Here is a 23,968-nt window from a genome sequence, read left to right as displayed (position 1 = left end):
ATTTCCTCTACCTCAAGGGTAGGAATTGCCGCGCGTGCGCAGTATTGAAGGCAGAAGATCTTTTTGGGGCCGAGAATTTGACCTGGTACACCTACCTGAATGAAATGATGGACCTCAGGTCCTTTTCCAACCTGTGGTTCTGGATTGCGCTGGCGGTGATGTGGTCAACGGCCAGCCATTGGGTTCTGGGTGTGCCCTACGACATGGTGACCCGCGCCGCACGTGACCCGGAAGGCGCGCAGGCTGATCTGGAGCAAATTGCCTATGGCTTTGTGCGCCGTCGGCTCTATGTCACCAACGTGGCGGGCACTTGGGCAACGGTTTTCACCAGCTTTGTGTTGTCGTCTTTGTTGATCCTTGGCTGGGGCTATAACATTGAATTTGCACAGGCTCTTGCGCTGCTGGGGACACCGATGACACTGGTCGGCTATCTGTCGCACCGCGCGGCTGCACGGATCGACGGGCAGGGGCTGCGCGGCGCTGATCTGCGCAAGGTGCTGACCCGCCTGCGGATGACCATTCAGGCGATTGGCATGGTGTCGATTTTCGTGACCTCTGTCTGGGGGATTTATGTCAATCTGGTGCGCCATCTCGACAACGACCTGTTCAAAGTAGAAGAGATTGAGCCCACCGATGGCTAACCCCAATACCCTGACTTTAGGCGGCGCGCCCGAAGGTTTTGACGCCCAGCTGATCCTGCGCGAGATTGAAAAATCCGGCCAGCCCGTGGTCCATGTGGCCCGCGATGACAAACGCATGGCGGCGATGCAGGCCGCGCTGCGGTTTTTTGCGCCGGATATGCCGGTGCTGCTGTTTCCCGGCTGGGATTGCCTGCCCTATGACCGCGTCAGCCCCAACGCGGATATTTCTGCCGCCCGCATGGCGACCTTGGCCGCGCTGGTGCATGGCGCGCCGAAACAGTTTGTGCTGCTGACCACCATCAGCGCCGCGATGCAGCGGGTGCCTGCGCGCGAGGTTCTGCGCGAGGCTGCCTTTACCGCCCGCGTCGATGGTCAGGTGGATGAGGCTGCGCTGCGCGGCTTCCTTGTGCGGATGGGGTTCACGCAATCACCAACGGTGATGGAGCCGGGCGATTATGCGGTGCGCGGTGGCATCATCGATATCTTCCCCCCAGGGGACAGCGGGCCGGTGCGTTTGGATCTGTTTGGCGATGTACTGGACGGCGCACGCCGTTTTGATCCCGTCAGCCAGCGCACAATTGAAAAGCTGGAGGTGGTCGAACTGGCCCCTGTGTCAGAGGTTATTCTGGACGAGGCCGCGATCCGCCGGTTCCGTCAGAACTACCGCATCGAATTTGGCGCCGCGCGCACCGATGATCCGCTGTATGAGGCGGTGAGCGCAGGGCGCAAACATCAGGGCATCGAACACTGGCTGCCGTTCTTTCATGAACGCCTTGAGGTGCTGTTTGACTACCTGCCTGATGCCAGCGTCAGCCTGGATGATCAGGTGACGCCCGCGCGCCTGAGCCGGTTTGAGAGCATCGAAGACCAATACGAAACCCGCCGTCATGCGATGACGCAGAAGGGGCGGATGGACAGTGTCTACAAACCGATCCCGCCTGCGCTGATGTATCTGGATGACGCGGGCTGGGAGGGCGCGGTTCAGGGCCGCCGCCTGATCCAACTGCACCCGTTGGCGCAGGCCTCTGGCCCCGGTGTGGCGGATGCGGGCGGGCGCATTGGGCGCAACTTCTCCCCCGAACGGCAGCTGGAAAACGTCAACCTGTTTGAGGCGCTGGCCGATCACATCCGCGCCCGTATGGAAAAGGGTCCGGTGCTGGTTGCCTCCTACTCCGAAGGGGCGCGGGAACGGCTTGAGGGGCTGTTGGAGGATGAGGATCTGATCGGCGCCGTGTCCGTGCGCGATGTGCGCGGCATAGGCAAACACGGGCTGCATCTGGCGGTCTGGCCGCTGGAACACGGGTTTGAAACGCCGGATATGACGGTCATTTCCGAACAGGACGTGCTGGGCGACCGCCTGATCCGCAAACCGCAAAAGAAACGGCGCGCGGAAAACTTCCTGACGGAAACGCAATCGCTGACACCGGGCGATCTGGTGGTGCATGTGGATCACGGCATCGGTCGCTATCGCGGCCTAGAGGTGGTACGCGCAGCCGGTGCGGCGCATGAATGTATCCTGCTTGAGTATGCCGAAGAGGCCAAGCTGTACCTACCGGTCGAAAACATCGAACTGCTGACCAAATACGGCCACGACGAAGGCCTGCTGGACCGGCTGGGCGGTGGCGCATGGCAGGCCAAGAAGGCCAAGCTAAAGGAACGCATCCGCGAAATGGCGGATCGTCTGATCCGCGTCGCGGCAGAACGTGAACTGCGCAAAGCGCCTATTCTGGAACCCCAGCACCATGCGTGGGAGGCGTTCAGCGCCCGTTTTCCCTATCAGGAAACCGATGACCAGCTGAACGCGATTGAGGATGTGCTGGGCGATCTGACCTCGGGCCGGCCAATGGATCGCCTGATCTGCGGCGACGTGGGGTTTGGCAAGACCGAGGTGGCGATGCGCGCCGCCTTTATCGCGGCGATGTCGGGCATGCAGGTGGCGATTGTGGCCCCAACGACGCTGCTGGCGCGGCAACATTACAAAAGTTTCGCCGACCGCTTCCGTGGCTTCCCCCTAGAGGTGCGGTCGCTGTCGCGGTTCGTGACGGGCAAAGAGGCATCCCTGACCCGTGATGGTCTGTCGCGCGGCACCGTGGATGTGGTGGTGGGCACCCATGCGCTCTTGGCGAAGAACATCAAATTCAAAAACCTTGGCCTGCTGATTATTGACGAGGAACAGCATTTCGGCGTTGCCCACAAGGAACGGCTGAAACAGCTGCGCAGCGACATCCATGTGCTGACGCTGACCGCCACCCCGATCCCGCGCACGCTGCAACTGTCGCTGTCGGGCGTGCGCGATCTGTCTATCATCGGCACGCCGCCGGTCGACCGCCTGTCGATCCGCACCTACGTCAGCGAATTTGACGGTGTCACCGTGCGCGAGGCCTTGCTGCGCGAACATTATCGCGGCGGGCAAAGTTTCTACGTGGTGCCGCGCCTATCCGACCTGCCGGAAATTGAAGAGTTCCTGCGCACCCAAGTGCCAGAGGTCAGCTATATCACCGCCCATGGCCAGATGGCAGCGGGCGAGTTGGATGACCGCATGAACGCCTTTTATGACGGCAAGTACGACGTGCTACTGGCCACCACGATTGTCGAATCCGGCCTCGACATTCCCACCGCCAACACCATGGTCGTGCACCGCGCCGATATGTTCGGCCTGGCGCAGCTTTACCAGATCCGTGGCCGTGTGGGCCGCTCCAAAACCCGCGCCTATGCCTATCTGACCACCAAACCGCGCCAGAAACTGACCGCGACGGCGGAAAAACGTCTGCGCGTTCTGGGATCGCTCGACACTCTGGGGGCAGGGTTCACGCTGGCGTCCCAAGACCTCGACATTCGTGGCGCGGGGAATTTGCTGGGCGAAGAGCAGTCCGGCCAGATGCGCGATGTGGGTTATGAGCTGTACCAGTCGATGCTGGAAGAGGCGATTGCCAAGATCAAAGCAGGTGAGCTGGAAGGTCTGAGTGATGGCGACGATCAATGGGCGCCGCAGATCAATCTGGGCGTGCCGGTGCTGATCCCCGACACCTATGTGCCCGATCTGGACGTGCGACTGGGATTGTATAGGCGCCTCAGCAGCTTGTCAGGCAAAGTTGAACTGGAAGGTTTCGCCGCCGAACTGATCGACCGTTTCGGCAAACTGCCCAAAGAGGTGAACACCTTGATGCTGATCGTGCGGATCAAAGAGATGTGCAAAAAGGCCGGCATCGCCAAACTCGACGGCGGACCAAAGGGCGCGACGATCCAGTTCCACAACGATAAATTCGCCTCGCCCCAGGGGCTCGTCGAATACATTCAGGGTCAAAACGGTCTGGCCAAAGTCAAAGACAACAAGATCGTCGTGCGTCGGGATTGGAAATCAGACGGCGACAAGATCAAAGGTGCCTTCGCCATCGCCCGCGATCTGGCCGCCAAGGTGATCGAGGAAAAGAAGCGCCTGAAAGCCAAGGCAAAAACCTAACGTGCTGCCTATTCATTGCCCCCGATCCAAAGCGCGGGGGCAATGAAGGTACACCATATAGCTGCCACCGCGTTACGCGTCAGCGCGGCATCACGTCCAAAAACGCTTTCACTCTCGGCGCAATCCAATCCAGCAACGAAGGCGCCCCGTAGGCGATTTTGCCGCCAACCTTTTCGCGGAAAACGTCATAGGTCACGTTGTATTTCGGCCAGCTACCACCGTTAGAGGCAAGGTTCTGGTTCGGCGCCTGAAAGCGGTCCAGCGATTTGGCGAATACGGCATCAGGCGTTTCGTTTGCCTCAAACTCCTGCCAGATCGCCAGCATCTCAGCCCCTTGCGCATCCGGCAGCAGGCCAAAGATGCGGCGCGCGGCCTCTAGCTCTTCGGCCTCTTTTGCACTGGCGTCATAGTCGCCAAAAATCGGATGGTCGCCTGCATCAATCTCCACCAGATCGTGCAGCAACAGCATGGTGATCACGCGGTCCACATTGATTGCATGCGGTGCATGTTCGGCCAGGATCAGCGCGTAAAGCGCCAGATGCCAGCTGTGTTCAGCCGAGTTTTCAAAGCGCGATCCGCCCGCAATGTAAGTAGCACGATAAACAGGTTTCAGGCGGTCGCAGTCGTTGAGGAAGGCGATGCGTTTGGCCAGATCCCCGTTCGGTGCGTGCGTGCCATCCAGCGCGGCGCGGACATGGGCGAACATCTCTGGCCAGTCTTTGTGCAGGTTTTTGGCGCGGCCAGATGCCAGATTATCCTCAACCACCTGCACGTGATCGGGCAGGGGCGCGGCGGGGGCGGCCGCCTGCAACATCGGTTGAACGTGATCCATCCGTTTTGCCCCGCGGGCGCTAGCGGTTTTGCCTGCCTCAAATTCATCCCACAGCGCGCGCATCTCTGCGGCCTGATCCTCGGGCAGCAGGCCAAACAGGCGGGTTGCGGCGGCGGCCTCTGCCTGCGCCACGGCATCGGCATCATGGTCCAGATGGATTGGGTGGTCGCCCGCGTCAATCTCTACCAGATCGTGCAGCAGGATCATCTTGATCGCCTTGAGTCGGTCGGTGTGATCGCGCAGCTCAGGGATGTCCATCACCAGCGCATAGAGGGCAACGTGCCAGCTGTGTTCGGCGGAATTTTCCGGCCGGGACAGATCCTGCAGCGCCGATTGACGGTCCACCTGTTTCAATTTGCAGGCCTCATTCAGGAAGGCCATCTGGGCATCAAGGCGGGGAGTGTTGGTCATGATCTTTGGATCCATTTCGGGATGTAAGCGCCTGCAAGAGCGAGGGTAATACCTGCAAGCGTCAAGAATGTCAGCGTGTAAAACCCGCCAGTTCCGGTCGGGTCGCAGCCGTGTTCAGAGGAGGGTGGCAACAGGGTGAATAGGGACAATCCCGCAAACACCGAATAGGCGATCAGCAGGGGCCGTCGCGGGTGACGCAGCCAGTAGGTGGCAAAGGCGATCCCAGCACCGAAATGCAGGACAAACAGCATCGGATGGCCAAAGGGCGGCGTCAGGGTTTCGAGGATCACGAGCATCAGCTCTCCCTCTGCCCAGATAGACGGCAGTGGTGGGCGATCGGTGCCCACATGCGCGTAGCAATGGAACCAGTCGCGTTCACCTAGGGCCAGCAGGAAGGACAGGCCAAAGCCTGTCAGCAGGAAAAGAAAAAGGGCCTCGACGGCCCTCATCCTTTTTGCGCTTTCTGTGCGGATGCTTTCTGTTCTGACAGAAATCCTTTGAGTTTGTCCTGCAGGAACCCGCGGGCGCGTTTTTCGGCCAATCGCACGCGCACGGCGGTCATAAACGCCTCTTGCGTGGTTTGGGAAGAGGCCCCCAGTTGTTTGGAGACCTCCTCGATCAGCCGTTCATCGCCCATCGCCTCGGCCGCCTCAATGGTGTCCTTGGCCAGCGCGTCTGCCAGATCCTCGGTGACGCCCATTAGCGGGTGTTCTCTGTCAGGCGGCGTTTCACGTAATCGTTGACGCTGCCCACCATGGTGTCCATGTGTTCCTGACGTTCGTAGAAGTGACCGGCACCCTCGATCTGTTCGTGGGTGATGGTGATGCCCTTCTGTTCGTGCAGTTTGCCCACCAGTGTTTCGGTGTCAGACGGCGGCGCAACGCGGTCGGCGGTGCCGTTGATGATCAGACCGGACGAGGGGCAGGGCGCCAGGAACGAAAAGTCGTACATATTCGCAGGCGGCGAAACAGAGATGAAGCCGGTGATTTCCGGACGACGCATCAGCAGTTGCATGCCAATCCACGCCCCAAAGCTAAAGCCCGCGACCCAGCAATGTTTGGAGTTGGAGTTCATTGACTGCAGGTAATCCAGTGCGGATGCCGCATCAGACAGTTCGCCCACGCCTTGGTCATATTCACCCTGACTGCGCCCAACACCACGGAAGTTAAACCGCAACACGGTGAAACCCATGTTATAGAAGGCGTAGTGCAGGTTGTAGACAACCTTGTTGTTCATGGTTCCGCCAAACTGCGGATGCGGGTGCAGGACGATGGCGATGGGTGCGTCGCGGTCTTTCTGCGGGTGATAACGGCCTTCTAGGCGGCCTTCCGGACCGGGAAAAATGACCTCGGGCATGTGTCGCCTGTCTCCTCTAGCGTATTTGCGCGTCTTTCGTCGGTGAATGCGACGGGTTATTCTTGACGAATTCCGTCGATCACTTTAGAACAATTCTAAATTGCCACCTCTTGCAGTGGGTGGCTGCAAGCGAGATAAGCCCTGCAAGCCCTATCGTCAATCTTGTTCGCGAAGGAACCTAAGTCGTGAAGCTAAGTACAAAAGGCCGTTACGCCATGGTGGCGCTTGCAGATATCGCGCTGCAGCCCAGCGATGCGCTGGTTTCCCTTGGCGAAATCTCGAAACGGCAGGATATTTCACTGCCGTATCTGGAACAGTTGTTTGTGAAATTGCGCCGTGCGGGCTTGGTCGAATCTGTGCGTGGTCCGGGGGGCGGGTATCGTCTGGCGAAATCCACCCATGAAATCCGCGTGGTTGAGGTGCTGTCGGCTGTCGATGAAACCGTGGATGCGATGCACAAAGGGGCAGGGGCGTCCGGTGCGCTGTCTGGATCCAAGGCGCAGTCAGTGACCAACCGCCTGTGGCAGAGCCTTTCGGCGCATGTCTACGTGTTCCTGCATCAGGCGCGCCTGTCTGATGTGATCAGCAACGGTTTGGCTCCCTGTCCGGCAGTGCCGGATTTGTTTGCCGTGGTGGATGAGGATTAAGGCGTGAAACGCACCTATCTGGATCATAACGCCACCACCCCGCTGCGTGCCGAGGCGCGTGAGGCGATGATTGCCGCGATGGACACATTCGGTAATCCGTCGTCGGTGCATGGTGAAGGCCGCGCTGCCAAATCGCTGGTGGAAAAGGCGCGGGCGCAGGTCGCGTCGGCCCTTGGGGCGGATGGTGCAGATGTGATCTTTACCTCCTCCGCGACAGAGGCGGCAGCGCTGTTTTGTGCAGGGCGCGGTTATGCGGGCTGTGATCTGGAACATGATGCAGTGGGCGCATGGATCACGCCCGATCTGGCGGTAGATGAGAACGGCATTGCGACGATCACCGATCCTGCCAATACCGTGCTGCAACTGGCCAATTCCGAAACCGGCGTGTTGCAATCCCTGCCAGAGGGGCTGGCGATGTCGGACATGACGCAGGCCTTCGGCAAGGTGGCGCTGGCGTTCAACTGGTCCGGCGCAACGGCGGCGATCATTTCGGCCCATAAACTGGGCGGTCCCAAGGGGATCGGCGCGCTGGTGATCAAACGCGGCACCGATGTGCCTGCGCAGCTAAAAGGCGGCGGTCAGGAAATGGGGCGTCGTGCAGGCACCGAAAACCTGATCGGTATCGCCGGTTTTGGCGCTGCGGCAGAGGCGGCAGCACGTGATCTGGCGGACGGCAAATGGGACGAGGTGGCGCGCCTGCGCGATTTGCTGGAAACCACCATTGCAGCCGCCGCACCCGACACTATTTTTATCGGACAGGGCGCCAAGCGCCTGCCCAACACCAGTTGTTTCGCCACCCCCGGATGGAAGGGCGAAACACAGGTGATGCAGATGGATCTGGCGGGCTTTGCCATCAGCGCAGGATCGGCCTGCAGCTCGGGCAAGGTGCGCGCCAGCAAGGTTTTGACCGCCATGGGATATGGCGAAGACGTCGCCAGTTCCGCGATCCGCGTATCGCTGGGGCTGGAGACAACAGAAGATGACGTTTTGCGCTTTGCCAAGGCTTGGCTGCAAAAACAACAGAAATTCCACGCCCGCGCGGCGTGATAGGGACGCGAACAGGAGAATAGACATGGCTGCTTTGGATAATGCCGACGGCATGGATCAGGTCAAAGAAGGTGTCGATCAGGAAACCGTAGATGCCGTACGCGAAGTGGGCGGTGCCTATAAGTACGGTTGGGAAACCGAGATCGAGATGGAATATGCCCCCAAAGGGCTGAACACCGACATTGTTAAACTGATCTCGGAAAAGAACGACGAACCCGAATGGATGACCGAATGGCGTCTGCAGGCGTTTGAACGTTGGGGTCAGATGGATGAACCCGACTGGGCGATGGTGAACTACCCTGAAATCGACTTTCAGGATCAGTACTACTATGCCCGCCCCAAATCCATGGAAGAAAAGCCCAAGTCGCTGGACGACGTGGATCCCAAGCTGCTGGAAACCTATTCCAAACTGGGCATCCCGCTGAAGGAACAGATGATCCTTGCCGGTGTTGAAGGCGCGGAAAACGCCCCGTCTGAGGGCCGCAAGGTTGCAGTTGACGCGGTGTTTGACTCCGTCTCCGTCGGCACCACTTTTCAGGCGGAACTGGAAAAGGCAGGGGTTATCTTCTGCTCCATCTCCGAGGCGATCAAAAAGCATCCTGAGCTGGTCAAAAAATACCTCGGCACCGTGGTGCCGATGACCGATAACTTCTACGCGACGCTGAACACCGCCGTCTTCTCGGACGGGTCGTTTGTGTATATCCCGCCGGGTGTACGTTGCCCGATGGAACTCAGCACCTATTTCCGCATCAACGCGGAAAACACCGGTCAGTTTGAACGCACCCTGATCATCGCAGACAAGGGCAGCTACGTGTCCTATCTGGAAGGCTGCACCGCGCCCCAGCGTGACACCGCACAGCTGCACGCCGCTGTGGTGGAAATCATCGTCGAAGAAGACGCCGAAGTGAAATACTCCACCGTTCAGAACTGGTACCCCGGTGACGAAAACGGCAAGGGCGGCATCTACAACTTCGTCACCAAACGCGCCGACTGCCGTGGTGCCCGTTCCAAGGTGATGTGGACGCAGGTAGAAACCGGCTCTGCCGTGACGTGGAAATACCCCTCCTGCATCCTGCGCGGTGACGACAGCCAGGGCGAGTTCTACTCGATCGCGATTGCCAACAACATGCAGCAGGCCGACACTGGCACGAAAATGGTGCATCTGGGCAAAAACACCAAGTCGCGGATCGTGTCCAAAGGCATCTCTGCCGGTAAGGCGCAGAACACCTACCGTGGTCTGGTGTCGATGCACCCCAAAGCCAAGGATGGCCGCAACTACACCCAGTGTGACAGCCTGCTGATCGGCGACAAATGCGGCGCCCATACGGTTCCGTATATTGAGGTCAAGAACAACTCGGCCCGTGTGGAGCATGAGGCCACCACATCGAAGGTGGACGATGAACAGCTGTTCTACTGCCGCCAGCGTGGCATGGACGAAGAAGAGGCGGTGGCGCTGGTGGTAAACGGCTTCTGTAAAGAAGTGCTGCAAGCCCTGCCGATGGAGTTCGCGATGGAAGCCCAGCAGCTGGTCGCCATCTCTCTGGAAGGGTCCGTGGGGTAAAAAATGCAAAGCGAAGAAGCCAAAGCAGAGGTCAAAAGGTTCGAAGAGAATGTGCGTGAAAGTGTGCGCTTCGTTCTGTTGATTGCCTTTCTGCGGCGGTTTGCGAAGCCTCTGCTTAGCTTCTTCGGCCTTTGCATTGTCAGTGCTTACACCGTTAACGGATTTTGGGCGGGGCTGGTCAGCCTTTTGGTTTTTTCAGGACCAATCGCACTCATCCTTTGGGTCAGCTTTGACCAGATCAAAAAGGTGGTGATGTTTTGGAACAGCTAACCCCGACAACCGCAACATCGTTGAGCAAGTTACTAGGTGAGGAAATGAAATGATCGTCACAACCACAAACTCGATCGAAGGACGCAAGGTTGCCGACTACCGCGGCATCGTTGTGGGTGAGGCAATCGTCGGCGCGAACATCGTGCGGGATTTCTTTGCCGGCATCACCGACATCGTCGGCGGCCGTTCCGGCGCCTATGAAAGCAAGCTGCAGGATGCCCGCGACACGGCCCTGCGCGAGCTGGAAGAGCGCGCGGCGGTCAAAGGCGCGAATGCGGTCATCGGCGTTGACCTCGACTACGAAGTGGTGGGGGAGTCGATGATGATGGTATCGGCATCTGGCACAGCAGTGGTGCTGGACTGATGCTGCGGGGCCTCTTGTCTGCGACCACCACCGGGCTGTTCTGTTCTGGTTTTGCGTTTTTCGTCAGCCAGATTTCCCCCATGCTCAACAACTCACAAATTCTGGCGACCAGTTTCGTCAGCGGCTTTCTTGGGTCCGTTGTGGCCCAAATGATCATCAGAAAATAACCGCCTGCGCGAGGCGATACGAGGAATAGAAAATGTTGGAAATCAAAAACCTGCAGGTCAAACTTGAAGAAGAAGACAAGCAGATCATCAAAGGTCTGGACCTGACCGTCGAAACCGGCAAAGTCCACGCCATCATGGGCCCCAATGGCTCGGGCAAATCCACCCTGTCCTATGTGCTGTCGGGCAAAGACGGCTATGAGGTCACCGGTGGTGAAGCGCTGCTGGACGGCGAAGACATTCTGGACATGGAACCCGAAGAGCGCGCCGCCGCTGGCCTGTTTCTGGCGTTCCAGTACCCTGTTGAGATCCCCGGCGTGGGCAACATGACCTTCCTGCGCACCGCTGTGAACGCACAGCGCAAAGCACGCGGTGAGGAAGAAATGTCCTCGACCGAGTTCCTGAAAGTGGTGCGCGAGCGGGCGAAAACCCTGAAGATCGACGCCGACATGCTGAAACGTCCGGTGAACGTCGGCTTCTCCGGCGGTGAGAAGAAGCGGAACGAAATTCTGCAAATGGCGATGCTGGAACCCAAGATGTGCATCTTGGACGAAACCGACTCTGGCCTTGATGTAGACGCGATGAAACTGGTGGCCGAAGGGGTGAACGCCCTGCGTGCCGAAGGCCGCTCTTTCCTGGTGATCACCCACTACCAGCGTCTGCTGGACCACATCAAACCCGATGTTGTCCACATTCTGGCCAACGGTCGTATCGTGAAAACCGGCGGCCCCGAGCTGGCACTGGAAGTTGAGAAAAACGGCTACGCCGACATTCTGGCGGAGGTGGCATAATGGCGCTGCCGCAAACCAAACTGGACGCAACTGACGCGCGCCTGAGCGCGCTGTCGCTGCCCGCTGGCCCCGCGTGGCTGGTTGAGGCGCGTGAAACCGCGCTGGCGCGTGTGCAGGCGATGGGCCTGCCGTCGCGCCGCGATGAATACTGGAAATACACCCGCCCCGACACGCTGGTGCAGGCCGACCCCGTGCCTGCCGCGCTGTTTGATGGTGGTGAGGCGCCGGTGTTTGACGGTATCGACGCTCTGCAGATCGTTTTTGTTGACGGTGTTTTTGATGCCGACGCCAGCGATGACCTGACCGGCGAAGGTCTGGAAATCACCCGTCTGGCCGATGCGCCTGACATTCACTGGGCCAAGGATCTGTACGGTCAGCTGGAAACCAACGGTCAAAAACCTGTTGAACGCCCGCTGGCGGCGCTGAACAGTGCTTTTGCCACTGACGGTGTGCTGATCCGTGTGACCGCGCCTGTGTCGCGTCCGGTAAACCTCAGCTACGTGCATCGCAATGAAACCTCGGACGCGATCCTGCACCATGTTGTAAAGCTGGAAGAGGGCGCCGCCCTGACCCTGCTTGAAAACGGTCCCGCTGCGGCCCGTTTCAACAAGGTGATGGAGGTTGAGGTGGCCGATAACGCCAGCTTTAACCACGTCCGTGCGCAGGGCCGTGACCATGAACGCCGTGCGGCAACGCATATCTTTACCCGTCTGGGCACCGAAAGCGCGTTCAAATCCTTCACCCTGACCGCAAACGGTGTGATGACCCGCAACGAATGCGTGATCGAGCTGACCGGTGACGACGCCATTGCACACGTTGCAGGCGCCTGCATGGGTGACGGCAAGGATTTCCACCACGACGACACCGTGTTCATCACCCATGACGCCCTGCGCTGCGAAAGCCGACAGGTGTTCAAAAAGGTGCTGCGCAACGGTGCAACCGGCGTGTTCCAGGGCAAGATTCTGGTGAAGGAAGGCGCGCAGAAAACCGACGGTTATCAGATCAGCCAGTCGATGCTCTTGGACGATGACAGTCAGTTCCTCGCCAAGCCCGAGCTGGAGATTTACGCCGACGACGTGGCCTGTTCGCATGGCTCCACCACCGGTGCGATTGATGAAACTGCGCTGTTTTATCTGAAATCGCGCGGTGTGCCGACCGATCAGGCAACGGATCTGTTGGTTCTGGCCTTCCTCGCGGAAGCGGTGGAAGAGATCGAAGCCGAAGAGCTGCGTGATGAAATCACCGCACGCCTGCAAGGCTGGCTGGAGCGTCGTCGCGCCTAATGTCTGTGACCCGCGATATCGTGGCCACCTACCGGGGGCCGGGCCGTGTATTGGCCCGGCGTCTGGCGATGGGGGAACGCGAAGACCGCGCCCTAGCCATTGTGATGGCGGGGTGCTTCATCGTTTTTGTGGCCCAGTGGCCGCGTCTGGCCCGTGAGGCGCACCTGAACGGGGATGAGCTGAACATGCTCCTCGGCTCCACGCTGTTGGCGTGGGTGTTCATGATGCCGCTGTTTCTTTACGTGATGGCGTGGATCGTACATCTGGTGGCGCGTGCTGCCCGGGGTAAGGCCAGCGGCTTTGGGTCGCGTCTGGCGCTGTTCTGGGCGCTCTTGGCGTCAAGCCCGTTGGTGCTATTTCACGGCATGGTGGCGGGGTTTATCGGCCCGTCTGTGATCTTGGACATTGTCGGTGCGATCTGGTTGGGGCTATTTGCATGGTTCTGGCTGGGCGGTCTGGCAAAGATTCATTGGGGTCGGCAAGGTGACTGACGTACTGAAGCAGTTATTGATTGACACCCTGCGCGATCCGCGTGGTGCGGCAGCCAAGGTGTTGGCGATCCCGCTGTCGGCACAGGTGTGGTGGCTGATTTTGGCCATCGTTGTGGCGTTGAACGCGGTGATTTACGGCGTGTTTCTGTCGTTTCAGGCTCCGATCGGAGTGCTGCCGTTGGTGACGAACAACCCCTTTGGCTACGCCTTGGCCACCGGCGGCATGTTTGTCGCATTGGTGATGATGTTTCACTGGATCGGTGGCTGGATGGGCGGCAAGGGCACGCTGCGTGATACCCTTGCCATTGTTAGCTGGCTGCATGCAGTGCAGCTGGTGGTGTTGACCGTGCTGAGCCTGCTGGGGCTGGTTCTGGGTGGGCTCGCCTCGATGCTGAGCCTTGGCTTTTCGGTCTATTTCTTCTGGATGTTGATGTGTTTCCTGAAAGAAGCACACCAGCTTAACTCCCTCGGTCAGAGCTTCCTGTTGATGGTGTTCGGCCATATCGGCGCTGTCTTGGCGCTGTCTTTCTTGCTGGTACTAGCCGGCGTTTCCCCTGTAGGACCTGTCTGATGTACGACGTCACAAAAATCCGTGCCGACTTCCCGATCCTGTCGCGTGAGGTGAACGGCAAACCGCTGACCTATCTGGACAACGGCGCTTCGGCGCAGAAACCGCAGGTGGTGATTGACGCAATCACCAAGGCTTATGCCGAAGAATATGCCAATGTTCACCGTGGCTTGCACTATCTTTCTAATCTGGCAACAGAGAAGTACGAAGGCGTGCGCGGCATCATCGCCCGTTTTCTGGGGGTGAGCGATGAGGACGAAATCGTCCTCAACTCCGGCACCACCGAAGGCATCAATATGGTCGCCTACGGCTGGGCCATGCCACGTATGCAGGCAGGCGATGAAATCATCCTGTCCGTCATGGAACACCACGCCAACATCGTGCCGTGGCATTTCCTGCGCGAACGTCAGGGTGTGGTGATCAAATGGGTGGACACCGATGCCTCTGGTAATCTGGACCCGCAAAAGGTGCTGGATGCGATCACGCCGAAAACCAAACTGATCGCCGTCACGCAGTGTTCCAACGTGTTGGGCACCGTGGTTGATGTGAAAGCGATCTGCGACGGTGCGCGCGCCAAGGGCGTGCCGGTGCTGGTCGACGGATCGCAAGGTGCGGTGCATATGCCGGTAAACGTCGAGGACATCGGTTGTGATTTCTACGCCATCACCGGTCACAAGCTTTACGGCCCCTCAGGGTCCGGCGCGATCTACGTGAAGAAGGAACGCATGGCCGAAATGCGCCCCTTCCTTGGCGGTGGCGACATGATCAAAGAGGTCAGCAAAGAGGCGGTGATCTACAACGATCCGCCGATGAAGTTTGAGGCCGGAACCCCCGGCATCGTGCAAACCATCGGTCTGGGCGTTGCGCTTAACTACATGATGGATGTGGGGATGGAGGCGATTGCCGCCCATGAGGCGGATCTGGCGTCTTATGCCAGTGAACGCCTCAGCGGTCTGAACTGGCTGCACCTGCAGGGCAGGGCGGCTGGCAAGGCGGCGATCTTCTCCTTCACCATGGCGGGGGCGGCGCATGCGCATGACATCTCCACCATCCTCGACAAAAAGGGCGTTGCCGTGCGCGCAGGCCACCACTGCGCCGGTCCACTGATGGAGCATCTGGGCGTTTCGGCCACCTGCCGCGCCTCCTTTGCGATGTACAACACCCGCGAAGAGGTCGACACCTTGGTCGACGCGCTGGAACTGGCCAACGATCTGTTCGGCTAAGCCACTTAAACATCTGTGGTCCGGTGACAAAAAAACCTGTCACCGGACCGCGTTACCGATTGCACCCCGTTTTGCCATGCGGTAATCAGACCTCAGGCACCCATAGCTCAGCTGGATAGAGCGCTGCCCTCCGAAGGCAGAGGCCTCAGGTTCGAATCCTGATGGGTGCGCCACTTTCCCAAAAAACCTCTTTTATTCGTCAAACGTCGCTCTCGGCTGGCACCAATGTTGCAGAATGCGCAGGGTATACAGCCAGATGGCCATATTGATCCGTCGAAAATATCGGAGCATTATCAATTCAAACGCAGCCTAGCATCATGCTGTTCACCCTAGACAAAAACTGGACCGCTTTGCCGCACCACCCATCGTCGCACGCCGGATCGAGACCACCATGGCCGCATTAATCCATTTCGCTCATCCACTAGAATTGGTGTTTATCCGATACGAGGGCCACCACACCGCTCAGGATGCGGATCGGATCTATGATGCGTTGGAGGGCACACTCTCCGAGGCGCCGTATTCCAAGTTTTTTGTCGATCTGTCGGGCGTTACATCGTCAGCACTCTGCCCAGATGACCTGCGACACTTGCAGCGGCGCCTGACCGTCTGCGCCAGCGCACGGCGTCAGCAGGGGCCGTCACCGCTGATGATGGCCTATTTTGCTCCAACCGCCCCGGCGCAACAAGTCGGGCGGATTTGCACGGGTCGTTGGAATCTGCATCCAGATTTCATTTCCGCGACCTCGCACCTACGCCAAGATTGCGCAATCCTGTTGAACGTACCCGAGGCGGCGTTGGCAGAACTTGATACGCTGCCATATCAGCCCGTCTAGTCGCCCAGCAGGTCACTTGGTAAATCGGCAGACAAAAGAAAACCCGCCATTTGGCGGGTTTTTAAATGCGCATGGCAGGGTCGGCGGGCCGAGTTACCGGCCCCAGGTCCGCACAGGACCACAATCCATATGGACAAAGTTTGACCGCGAATAGCGCCCGACACCACCTGCGCGGCAGATCGATGCGGCCTCGGCCATTTGCGAAACGGAACGCGATTGCAAACGCAGGTCCGCAGCTTGACCTTTCATATGAAGAGAGTTCTTGGCAACGCCGCGCGATTTCGACCGCAGCATGGCATTGGTGTTGGGTGAACGGTAGCCAGAGAGCAGCATATAAGGTTCACTGACGTCCATCAGGTTATGCGCTGCAGCCATGATGTCGATGTTGCGGCGGTCGATGTTGATCACGCCGTTGGTCCGCCAATCGCGCATGAAGTAGTTCACTTCTTTCAGCGCGTCTTTGATGTATTCGCCTTCGATCCAGTAGATCATGTCCAGGCTTTCGCCAGTGCGGCCAGAATACATTTTGATGCGGCGAATGTCGCCAGAGCCACGCAGGAACCCTGCGGCCTTGGAGAATGTTGGTGCTGCGGTCACGGTTGTTGCCGCAAACGCGCCGAGGATCGCCCGCCGCGTCAAAGTCATCTTCGTCATGTTAGCGCCCGTCCTGTCGCTTACCTGTGTTGCCCGCGATGTTACGCGAGACCTGCCATCTCATCCCCAGATGCAGGCGCTATAATACATACAAGTTCCATTCCACCAAGGCGGAACTGGCGCGTTTTTTTTGACAAGTGCTATTTAGGCGGTTTTTTGCGCAACTTTTTGTTATCTGCTTTTGACAGCAAACTGGGTTATGCTGAATCCAAACGGTTTTTTGGCACATTCTCCGGCTGGCCAAGGCGCAACAGTGATCCGTAGAAACACCACAGAACGGCACTAAACCCTATTTGTGAATGGACAGTCGGTCGAAAAAACGCCAAGGACGAACAGAGATATTAACACTTTAAAGAAAGAGACGTGCGCGCATGCTGTCGGTACCTCGTTCTGGCTTTTCCAATTTGAAACTTTCGATGATGAACCTGTCTGGATTGATGAAACCCCGTATGACCCTCGCAGCTCTGGCTGCATGTGTGGTCTTGGCGCATGTCCCAGGCCAGGCGCAGGCGCAGGTGACAGCGTTCAAACAGGCGATTGCAGAACACGCCTCTGACGACCGCGAACTGGCGCGGTTTTATCGTGAAAACGGGTTCTCCGCGATCTGGACCGGCGAAGATGACAGCCATCTGGCGCGTCGTCAGGCCTTGCTGAGCGCACTGGCCAATGCCGCCAGCCATGGTCTGCCGACCGCGCGCTATGATGTGGATGGGCTGATGGCTCAGATGCGGAATGCAAAAACACCGCGCGATTTGGGGCAGGTGGATGTGGCGCTGTCCAAGGCATACCTGCAGTACGCCCGCGATGTTGAATACGGCCTGCTGGAGCCGCGCAAGGTTAACAAAGAGATTGCACGTAAATCTCAAAGCCGCGACGGTGTTGAATATCTCACCCGCCTGATCGACGGCAAACCGGCTCAGGTGATGAAAACACTGCCGCCAAGCACCCCTGAATACCCCCGTCTGCGCAAAGAGATGCTGCGCCTGCAGGCCGTCATCGAAGCAGGCGGCTGGGGCGAAACCGTGCCCGGCAAGAAGCTGGAGCCGGGCGACAAAGGCGATGCGATCGTCAAGCTGCGCAACCGCCTGATTGCGCTGGGGTATCTGGATCGTTCTTCCAGCCGCCGCTACGACAGCCGCATTCAGGCGGCGGTGCAGCAGTTTCAGGCGGACCATGGCTTGGCAGAGGATGGCGTTGCAGGCGCCACCACCCTGCAAGAGCTGAACGTCGCCCCTGAAAAACGCCTGCAATCTGTATTGGTTGCGATGGAACGGGAACGCTGGACCAACTTTGAACGTGGGGAACGTCATGTTTGGGTGAACCTCACGGATTACACCGCCAAGATCATGGATGATGGCAAGGTGACCTTCGAAACCCGTTCTGTCGTAGGCGCACGCGATTCAGATCGCCGTAGCCCAGAATTCAGCGACGAGATGGAGCATATGGTGATCAACCCCACCTGGAACGTGCCCCGCTCGATCGCGGTCAAGGAATACCTGCCGCAGCTGAAGAAGAACCCGAACGCCGTTGGCCACCTGAAACTCATCGACGGCTCTGGTCGTGTGGTCAGCCGCGAAGGGGCGGATTTCACCCAGTTTACGGCCAAGAACTTTCCGTTTGATATCAAACAGCCGCCGTCGCGCCGCAATGCGCTGGGTCTGGTAAAGTTCATGTTCCCGAACCGCCACAACATTTACCTGCACGACACGCCACAAAAGGCGCTGTTCGCCCGCGAAACCCGTGCCTATAGCCACGGCTGCATCCGTCTGGCGCAACCGTTTGAATTTGGCTACGCGCTGCTGGCCAAGCAGACCAGCCAGCCAAAGAAGGTGTTCCACCGCTATCTGGACACCGGCCGCGAGAGCCAGGTTGATCTTGAACAGCACGTTCCGGTGCATATCGTTTATCGCACCGCCGTTATGCCCGCCAAAGGCCGCGCCAACTATCGTCGTGACACCTATGGCCGTGATCAGCAAATCTGGAAAGCTTTGCAATCAGCAGGGGTGGAACTGGGCGCCATTCAAAGCTAAGTCTCTTGCCCAAGGATTACCGAGGGCAGGACATGAGCTTTACAGTTAAAGATATTGCAGCATCGCTGGGGGCAGAGGCCTTTGGCGATGTTTCTATTTCCATCACCGGTGTAGCGGAACCTGCGATGGCCGGAGCGTCTGATCTGGCGCTGGCGATGAAGCCTGCCTTTGCCAAAGGTCTGCCCGAGGGTCAGGCACAGGCGGCGATGTTGTGGGCCGGTGCCGATTGGCAAGCGCTGGGGTTGAAGGCGGCGATTGTTGCACCGCGCCCGCGCTTTGCGATGGCTGGCCTGTCAGCGATGATGGATGCAGGGCAGGGATATGCCGCTGGCGTTCACCCCTCTGCCATTGTTGATGCCAGTGCGAAACTGGGCGCGGATGTCACCGTTGGCCCGCTGGCCGTGATCGCTGCCGGTGCCGTAATTGGCGATGGATCTGTCATCGGCCCGCAGTGTTTCATCGGTATGGACGCCACGCTGGGGCAAGGCTGTTTCCTGCGCGAAGGCGTGAAAATCGGCGCCCGCGTCACCATCGGGGATCGCTTCATTGCACAACCCGGCGCCACAGTGGGCGGTGATGGTTTTTCCTTTGTGACGCCCGAGGAATCCAATGTCGAAAAGGTCCGCGACTCTTTGGGCGAAGCGGGTGAGGCCAAGGCACAAAGCTATGCGCGCATCCACTCCCTCGGTTCTGTCAGCGTTGGCAATGACGTGGAAATGGGCGCCAACGCCTGTATCGACTGCGGCACCGTGCGCGACACGCGCATTGGCAACGGGGTGAAAATCGACAACCTCGCCCAGATCGGCCACAACGTCGAGGTCGGCAATGACACGCTGATCTGCGCGCAGGTCGGTATCGCCGGATCGACACGTATCGGTCATAATGTGGTGCTAGGTGGTCAAACTGGGGTCAGCGACAACATCTTTATCGGCGACCATGTGATCACCGGCGGTGCCACCAAAGTGCTGGCCAATGTGCCCGCAGGCCGCGTTATGCTGGGCTATCCAGCGATGAAAATGGAGAGCCACGTAGAGGCCTACAAAGGCCTACGCCGCTTGCCCCGCCTGTTCCGCGACGTGGCCGCTTTGAAGAAAGCGGTTTTAAATGCGGACGGGAATGACTAAATCATCCTCAGTGAGAGGGAAGGGAACTTGGGCATGAGCATCAAGGAACAGGTAATCACCATCATCGCAGAACAAGCCGTTCTGGAACCGTCCGACGTATCCGAGGACAGCACGCTAGAAGATCTGGGCATCGACAGCCTTGGCCTGGTTGAGAGCATCTTTGCGATTGAAGAGGCCTTTGACATCTCGGTGCCGTTCAACGCGAACGAACCAGAGCAGAGCGATTTTGACATCTCCTCCGTCGCCTCGATCATCAAAGGGATCGAGCAGCTGGTGGCCGAGCAGAAGAAATGACCCGCGCAATGAACCGTGTTGTGATCACTGGCGCCGGCACGATCAACGCGCTTGGCGCCTCTGTGCCCGCCACGCTGGAAGCGATGCGCGAAGGTCGTTGCGGCATTGGCGAATTGGAATTTCAGGATGTAGATCGTCTGGCGATCAAGATCGGCGGGCAGGTCAAAGGCTACGACGCTGAAACACGGTTCAACCGTCAACAGCTGGCGCTTTATGACCGGTTCACCCAGTTTACCCTGATCGCCGCGCGCGAAGCACTGGCACAGTCGGGTCTGGTGTTTTCCGGCGATCTGGCCGCCACCTCTGGCGTGATCCTTGGCAATTCAGGCGGCGGGATGACCACACTGGATGCCAACTACCGCACGGTCTATGAGGACGGCAAAAACCGGGTGCATCCGTTTGTGGTGCCCAAATTGATGAACAACGCCGCCGCCAGCCATGTGTCGATGGAGTTTAACCTCAAGGGGCCCAGCTTCACCGTCGCGACAGCGTGCGCCAGTTCCAATCATGCGATGGCGCAGGCGTTCAACATGGTACGCTCTGGCATGTCCAAGGCGATGGTGACCGGCGGATCTGAATCCATGCTGTGCTTCGGCGGCGTCAAAGCCTGGGAAGGGTTGCGCGTGATGTCCAAGGACGCCTGCCGCCCCTTCAGCGCCAACCGCAACGGCATGGTGCAGGGCGAAGGCGCGGCGATCTTTGTGTTTGAGGACTACGAGCACGCCAAAGCGCGCGGCGCCGACATTCTGGCAGAGGTGGCGGGGTTTGCCATGTCCTCTGACGCCAGCGATATTGTCATGCCATCGAAACAGGGCGCGGCGCGGGCGATTTCCGGCGCCTTGCGGGATGCGGGCATCAACGCCGATCAGGTCGGCTATATCAACGCCCATGGCACCGGCACGGCGGCAAATGACAAAACCGAATGCGCTGCGGTGGCGGATGTGTTCGGGGCGCATGCGGATCAGTTGATGATATCCTCGACCAAGGCAATGCACGGCCACCTCATCGGCGGCACCGGTGCGGTTGAGCTGTTGGCTTGCATTATGGCGCTGCGTGACGGGGTGATTGCGCCGACGATCGGTTATGAAGAGGCCGATCCCGAATGCGCGCTGGACGTGGTTCCCAACGAAGCACGAGAGGCAAAGGTGGACTATGTGCTGTCCAACGCCTTTGCCTTTGGTGGGTTGAACGCGGTTCTGGCGCTGAAACGCGCCTGATCAGAGCGCACCGCTACAAACAAAAAGGCCGCGCGGGACATCCCGACGCGGCCTTTCTTTTGCAAATACAGGCCTTAGCGCTGCAGGGTCGCCGTGACCTTGTCAAAGCCGGCGGTAAAGCCGCTCAGCGACATTTTCAGGTCAACACGACGGTCGGGCGCCACGAAAGGCACCAGCGATACGATTGCATTGGCGCCACGTTTGTAGGCATCAATGTCCTGTTGGGTCAGGCCGATGCGGGCATAGCAGCCATCTTTGTCACAAACGGAAAACGGATAGCGCTGCGGCACGTTTGCATCGACCAGAATGGTCAAGCCAGCGCCCAGCATAGTTTCCAGCGGCACAGCGATCACGGCACCAGCCACCGCTTGCTCACCTTCTGGCAGGCGGAAGATCCGTACATTGGCGACCTGGTTGCCCTCGGCTCCGAATAGCGGCTGCAGCAACTGGCAGGGCTCCTGTTCCTGACCGGTACGGTAGCATTCCAGCTTCCATGCGCCACTTTCTTCGCGGATATACGGCTGCGGCGCGGTTGGGGTGCCCAGGCTCAGGTCAGTCCCGGCTGCAGCGGAGGTGGTGGGTTGCGTTTCCCCAGCGCCGGCATCTGCCGGCGCGACGTTCGTGGCTTCCTGTGCGATCGCAGCTGCACCACAGGTCAGAGCGGCAATCAGTGTAAGGGATTTCGACAACTTAGTCATTTGGATATCAACCCGTTCTTAAAGCGTACTGGCCTGATTTATCACGTCCAGAGCGCCACAGTAAGGGTGGATTATCACTGCCACCGCCCGCAACAGCGAAAACCCGCCGCGTGCCTTTCAACGAATTGATGCAAAAGATCAGGAATGGATCGCAAGAAATTGAAAAAGCCCATAGAAAAAGGGGCCAGACAGGCCCCTAATTCTGTTTTTTGCTCCCCGTCGGACTGGCCGACTTAGTCATTAAGGGGACGCTAGGACGTTTGGCTTTAGGCGTCAACAGTCCGTGTTATAATTTTTACAAAAAAAGCCGCCCTGCGGTTCACAGGGCGGCCAGTCTGACAGGGAGGAAGTCATCCACCCGCGATGGACATGGCGGCTGGATAAGGTCACTATAGCGCGACACTCTTAATGAATTCCTTATGCAGCGCGCGCAGGCGCGATGCGAAAATGACAGGGGCCTCAGGTGGACCAGAAACTCTTTATCGGTGGCGGCGGCGCGGACTATGGCGAACAGCAATTCCTGTCGTTGAAATACGCAAACCGTCACGGGCTGATCGCGGGCGCGACCGGCACCGGCAAAACAGTCACCTTGCAGATCATGGCCGAAGGGTTTTCCGCCGCTGGCGTGCCTGTGTTCATGGCCGATGTGAAGGGCGATCTGGCGGGCCTTGCCAAGGCCGGACGTGCGGATTTCAAACTGCATCAGGCGTTCACGGATCGCGCGGCAAAAATCGGGTTTGATGATTACACCTACGCCGGTTTTCCTGTCACCTTCTGGGATATGTTTGGCGAGCAGGGCCATCCAGTGCGCACCACGGTCGCCGATATGGGGCCGCTGTTGCTGTCCCGCCTGCTGGAGTTGAGCGAGGCGCAGGAGGGCGTGCTGAACATCGCCTTTCGCATTGCCGATGAACAGGGGCTGGCGCTGCTGGATCTGAAGGATCTGCAAGCGATGCTGGTCTGGCTAGGAGAAAACCGCGCCGACGTGGCGCTGCGCTACGGCAACATCTCCACCGCCTCCATCGGCGCGATCCAGCGGCGGCTGTTGGTGCTGGAAAATCAGGGCGCGACGCAGCTTTTCGGGGAACCGGCGCTGGACCTTAGCGATCTGATGCGCTGTGACGCAGATGGGCGGGGCCAGATCAACATTCTGGCCGCCGATCAACTGATGGGATCACCGCGCCTCTATGCGACCTTCCTGCTGTGGCTGCTTTCTGAACTGTTTGAAACCCTGCCAGAGGTGGGCGATCCGGATAAGCCCAAACTGGTCTTCTTCTTTGATGAGGCACATCTGCTGTTTGAAGACGCCCCAAAGGCGCTGATCGATAAGGTGGAACAGGTGGCACGGCTGATCCGGTCCAAGGGCGTGGGCGTGTATTTTGTCACCCAGAACCCCGACGACGTGCCAGAGGATATTCTGGGCCAGTTGGGCAACCGCGTACAACACGCGCTGCGCGCCTTTACCGCGCGCGACCGCAAGGCGCTGCGCATGGCGGCGGAAACCTATCGCGACAATCCGCGCTTCGATACCGAAGAGGCGATCCGAGAGGTTGGCGTGGGTGAGGCGGTGACATCCGTTCTGGCCAAGAAGGGCGTGCCCGGTGTGGTCGAACGTACGTTGATCCGCCCACCATCGTCGCAATTGGGGCCGATTACGGCGTCGGAACGGGCAGAGGTGATGGCTACGTCTTCGTTGGCGGGGAAATATGACACGACACAGGACCGTGAAAGCGCCTATGAACTGCTGGCCAAACGCGCCGAACAGGCCGAGGCCGAGAAAGCCGAAGAGCGCGAAGAACAGGCCGAGGTGGCGGAACGGGAATACCGATCTGCACGACGCTTTAGCGGGTCACGGGTTGGCCGATCCTCATCCCGGGTGACACGCAGCCGCGCGCAGGGTGACACCATCGGCAGCGCCCTTGGCAAAGCATTGGTCAAGGAGTTGCGCGGCACCACAGGCCGCCGTCTGGTGCGCGGCATCCTGGGTGGATTGTTCAAGGGACGCTAAGC

The 23,968-nt window shown here is 59.0% G+C and carries 24 protein-coding genes and 1 tRNA gene; 19 read left to right on the top strand and 6 right to left on the bottom strand.

Annotated features, from left to right (window positions below; all coding sequences use genetic code 11):
* Window positions 1-77 precede the first annotated feature (77 nt).
* Both TM5383_RS02020 and mfd read left to right on the top strand, forming a co-directional pair.
* A complete protein-coding gene (locus TM5383_RS02020; RefSeq protein WP_197407350.1) occupies window positions 78-641 on the top strand; it encodes a component of SufBCD complex in 564 nt (187 codons plus the stop codon).
* Complete coding sequence (gene mfd / locus TM5383_RS02015) at window positions 634-4,101, top strand: transcription-repair coupling factor (protein WP_058317375.1); 3,468 nt, start codon at window positions 634-636, stop codon at window positions 4,099-4,101. The genes TM5383_RS02020 and mfd overlap by 8 nt, the downstream gene beginning before the upstream one ends.
* Window positions 4,102-4,180: 79 nt before the next feature.
* On the opposite strand, the gene TM5383_RS02010 is transcribed toward mfd, so the two are convergent.
* The 4 genes from TM5383_RS02010 to TM5383_RS01995 are packed head-to-tail and all read right to left on the bottom strand — an operon-like array spanning window position 4,181 to window position 6,700.
* A complete protein-coding gene (locus TM5383_RS02010) occupies window positions 4,181-5,344 on the bottom strand; it encodes an HD domain-containing protein (RefSeq protein ID WP_058317374.1) in 1,164 nt (387 codons plus the stop codon).
* On the bottom strand, window positions 5,341-5,793 hold the full coding sequence (locus TM5383_RS02005; protein ID WP_058317373.1) for a cupin domain-containing protein: 453 nt from the start codon (window positions 5,791-5,793) through the stop codon (window positions 5,341-5,343). Before TM5383_RS02005 ends, TM5383_RS02010 begins: the two co-directional genes overlap by 4 nt.
* Complete coding sequence (locus TM5383_RS02000; protein ID WP_058317372.1) at window positions 5,790-6,044, bottom strand: hypothetical protein; 255 nt, start codon at window positions 6,042-6,044, stop codon at window positions 5,790-5,792. Before TM5383_RS02000 ends, TM5383_RS02005 begins: the two co-directional genes overlap by 4 nt.
* Window positions 6,044-6,700 carry an alpha/beta hydrolase gene (locus TM5383_RS01995; RefSeq protein WP_058317371.1) on the bottom strand — a complete coding sequence of 219 codons (657 nt, stop codon included), beginning with the start codon at window positions 6,698-6,700 and terminating at the stop codon, window positions 6,044-6,046. Before TM5383_RS01995 ends, TM5383_RS02000 begins: the two co-directional genes overlap by 1 nt.
* A gap of 185 nt (window positions 6,701-6,885) precedes the next feature.
* On the opposite strand from TM5383_RS01995, the gene iscR reads away from it, so the two are divergent.
* The 12 genes from iscR (at window position 6,886) to TM5383_RS01935 (ending at window position 15,941) form a co-directional block, all read left to right on the top strand.
* Window positions 6,886-7,347 (top strand): Fe-S cluster assembly transcriptional regulator IscR, encoded by a 462-nt coding sequence (gene iscR / locus TM5383_RS01990; protein ID WP_058317370.1) that lies wholly within the window; start codon window positions 6,886-6,888, stop codon window positions 7,345-7,347.
* Between the two features lie 3 nt (window positions 7,348-7,350).
* Window positions 7,351-8,394 carry a cysteine desulfurase family protein gene (locus TM5383_RS01985; protein WP_058317369.1) on the top strand — a complete coding sequence of 348 codons (1,044 nt, stop codon included), beginning with the start codon at window positions 7,351-7,353 and terminating at the stop codon, window positions 8,392-8,394.
* A 25-nt stretch (window positions 8,395-8,419) separates the two neighbouring features.
* Complete coding sequence (gene sufB / locus TM5383_RS01980; protein ID WP_058317368.1) at window positions 8,420-9,955, top strand: Fe-S cluster assembly protein SufB; 1,536 nt, start codon at window positions 8,420-8,422, stop codon at window positions 9,953-9,955.
* A gap of 3 nt (window positions 9,956-9,958) precedes the next feature.
* Window positions 9,959-10,225 carry a hypothetical protein gene (locus TM5383_RS01975; protein ID WP_058317367.1) on the top strand — a complete coding sequence of 89 codons (267 nt, stop codon included), beginning with the start codon at window positions 9,959-9,961 and terminating at the stop codon, window positions 10,223-10,225.
* Window positions 10,226-10,274: 49 nt separating this feature from the next.
* On the top strand, window positions 10,275-10,589 hold the full coding sequence (locus TM5383_RS01970) for a heavy metal-binding domain-containing protein (RefSeq protein WP_058317366.1): 315 nt from the start codon (window positions 10,275-10,277) through the stop codon (window positions 10,587-10,589).
* Between the two features lie 199 nt (window positions 10,590-10,788).
* Entirely contained in the window at window positions 10,789-11,544 is a 756-nt protein-coding gene (gene sufC, locus TM5383_RS01965; protein WP_058317365.1) for a Fe-S cluster assembly ATPase SufC, read from the top strand.
* The gene (locus TM5383_RS01960) at window positions 11,544-12,827 is read left to right on the top strand and encodes a SufB/SufD family protein (RefSeq protein WP_058317364.1); all 1,284 of its coding nucleotides are present in this window, start codon (window positions 11,544-11,546) and stop codon (window positions 12,825-12,827) included. Before sufC ends, TM5383_RS01960 begins: the two co-directional genes overlap by 1 nt.
* A complete protein-coding gene (locus tag TM5383_RS01955) occupies window positions 12,827-13,318 on the top strand; it encodes a hypothetical protein (protein ID WP_058317363.1) in 492 nt (163 codons plus the stop codon). Before TM5383_RS01960 ends, TM5383_RS01955 begins: the two co-directional genes overlap by 1 nt.
* Window positions 13,311-13,889 (top strand): YIP1 family protein, encoded by a 579-nt coding sequence (locus TM5383_RS01950; RefSeq protein WP_058317362.1) that lies wholly within the window; start codon window positions 13,311-13,313, stop codon window positions 13,887-13,889. Before TM5383_RS01955 ends, TM5383_RS01950 begins: the two co-directional genes overlap by 8 nt.
* On the top strand, window positions 13,889-15,109 hold the full coding sequence (locus tag TM5383_RS01945) for a cysteine desulfurase (RefSeq protein ID WP_058317361.1): 1,221 nt from the start codon (window positions 13,889-13,891) through the stop codon (window positions 15,107-15,109). The genes TM5383_RS01950 and TM5383_RS01945 overlap by 1 nt, the downstream gene beginning before the upstream one ends.
* A gap of 96 nt (window positions 15,110-15,205) precedes the next feature.
* Window positions 15,206-15,282 (top strand) — tRNA-Arg (locus TM5383_RS01940).
* A 218-nt stretch (window positions 15,283-15,500) separates the two neighbouring features.
* Window positions 15,501-15,941 carry a hypothetical protein gene (locus TM5383_RS01935; protein ID WP_058317360.1) on the top strand — a complete coding sequence of 147 codons (441 nt, stop codon included), beginning with the start codon at window positions 15,501-15,503 and terminating at the stop codon, window positions 15,939-15,941.
* A gap of 93 nt (window positions 15,942-16,034) precedes the next feature.
* On the opposite strand, the gene mepK is transcribed toward TM5383_RS01935, so the two are convergent.
* The gene (gene mepK, locus TM5383_RS01930) at window positions 16,035-16,595 is read right to left on the bottom strand and encodes a peptidoglycan L,D-endopeptidase MepK (RefSeq protein WP_143570285.1); all 561 of its coding nucleotides are present in this window, start codon (window positions 16,593-16,595) and stop codon (window positions 16,035-16,037) included.
* 416 nt (window positions 16,596-17,011) lie between these two features.
* Between mepK and TM5383_RS01925 the strand changes: the two genes are divergently transcribed.
* The 4 genes from TM5383_RS01925 to TM5383_RS01910 are packed head-to-tail and all read left to right on the top strand — an operon-like array spanning window position 17,012 to window position 21,260.
* A complete protein-coding gene (locus tag TM5383_RS01925; protein ID WP_058317424.1) occupies window positions 17,012-18,625 on the top strand; it encodes a L,D-transpeptidase family protein in 1,614 nt (537 codons plus the stop codon).
* Window positions 18,626-18,657: 32 nt separating this feature from the next.
* Entirely contained in the window at window positions 18,658-19,749 is a 1,092-nt protein-coding gene (gene lpxD / locus TM5383_RS01920) for a UDP-3-O-(3-hydroxymyristoyl)glucosamine N-acyltransferase (protein ID WP_058317359.1), read from the top strand.
* A gap of 33 nt (window positions 19,750-19,782) precedes the next feature.
* The gene (locus TM5383_RS01915; RefSeq protein ID WP_058317358.1) at window positions 19,783-20,043 is read left to right on the top strand and encodes an acyl carrier protein; all 261 of its coding nucleotides are present in this window, start codon (window positions 19,783-19,785) and stop codon (window positions 20,041-20,043) included.
* Window positions 20,044-20,051: 8 nt separating this feature from the next.
* Entirely contained in the window at window positions 20,052-21,260 is a 1,209-nt protein-coding gene (locus tag TM5383_RS01910; RefSeq protein ID WP_058317423.1) for a beta-ketoacyl-[acyl-carrier-protein] synthase family protein, read from the top strand.
* 74 nt (window positions 21,261-21,334) lie between these two features.
* On the opposite strand, the gene TM5383_RS01905 is transcribed toward TM5383_RS01910, so the two are convergent.
* Window positions 21,335-21,958 carry an invasion associated locus B family protein gene (locus tag TM5383_RS01905; protein ID WP_058317357.1) on the bottom strand — a complete coding sequence of 208 codons (624 nt, stop codon included), beginning with the start codon at window positions 21,956-21,958 and terminating at the stop codon, window positions 21,335-21,337.
* 463 nt (window positions 21,959-22,421) lie between these two features.
* Here TM5383_RS01905 and TM5383_RS01900 point away from each other — a divergent pair, with 463 nt between their 5' ends.
* Entirely contained in the window at window positions 22,422-23,966 is a 1,545-nt protein-coding gene (locus TM5383_RS01900; RefSeq protein WP_058317356.1) for a helicase HerA-like domain-containing protein, read from the top strand.
* Window positions 23,967-23,968 lie beyond the last annotated feature (2 nt).

Origin of the sequence: Thalassovita mediterranea, from assembly GCF_001458435.1 — a bacterium.
Lineage (GTDB): Bacteria > Pseudomonadota > Alphaproteobacteria > Rhodobacterales > Rhodobacteraceae > Thalassobius > Thalassobius mediterraneus.
Note: the sequence above shows the minus strand (reverse complement) of the source record. Positions and strands in the feature narration are given on the sequence as shown.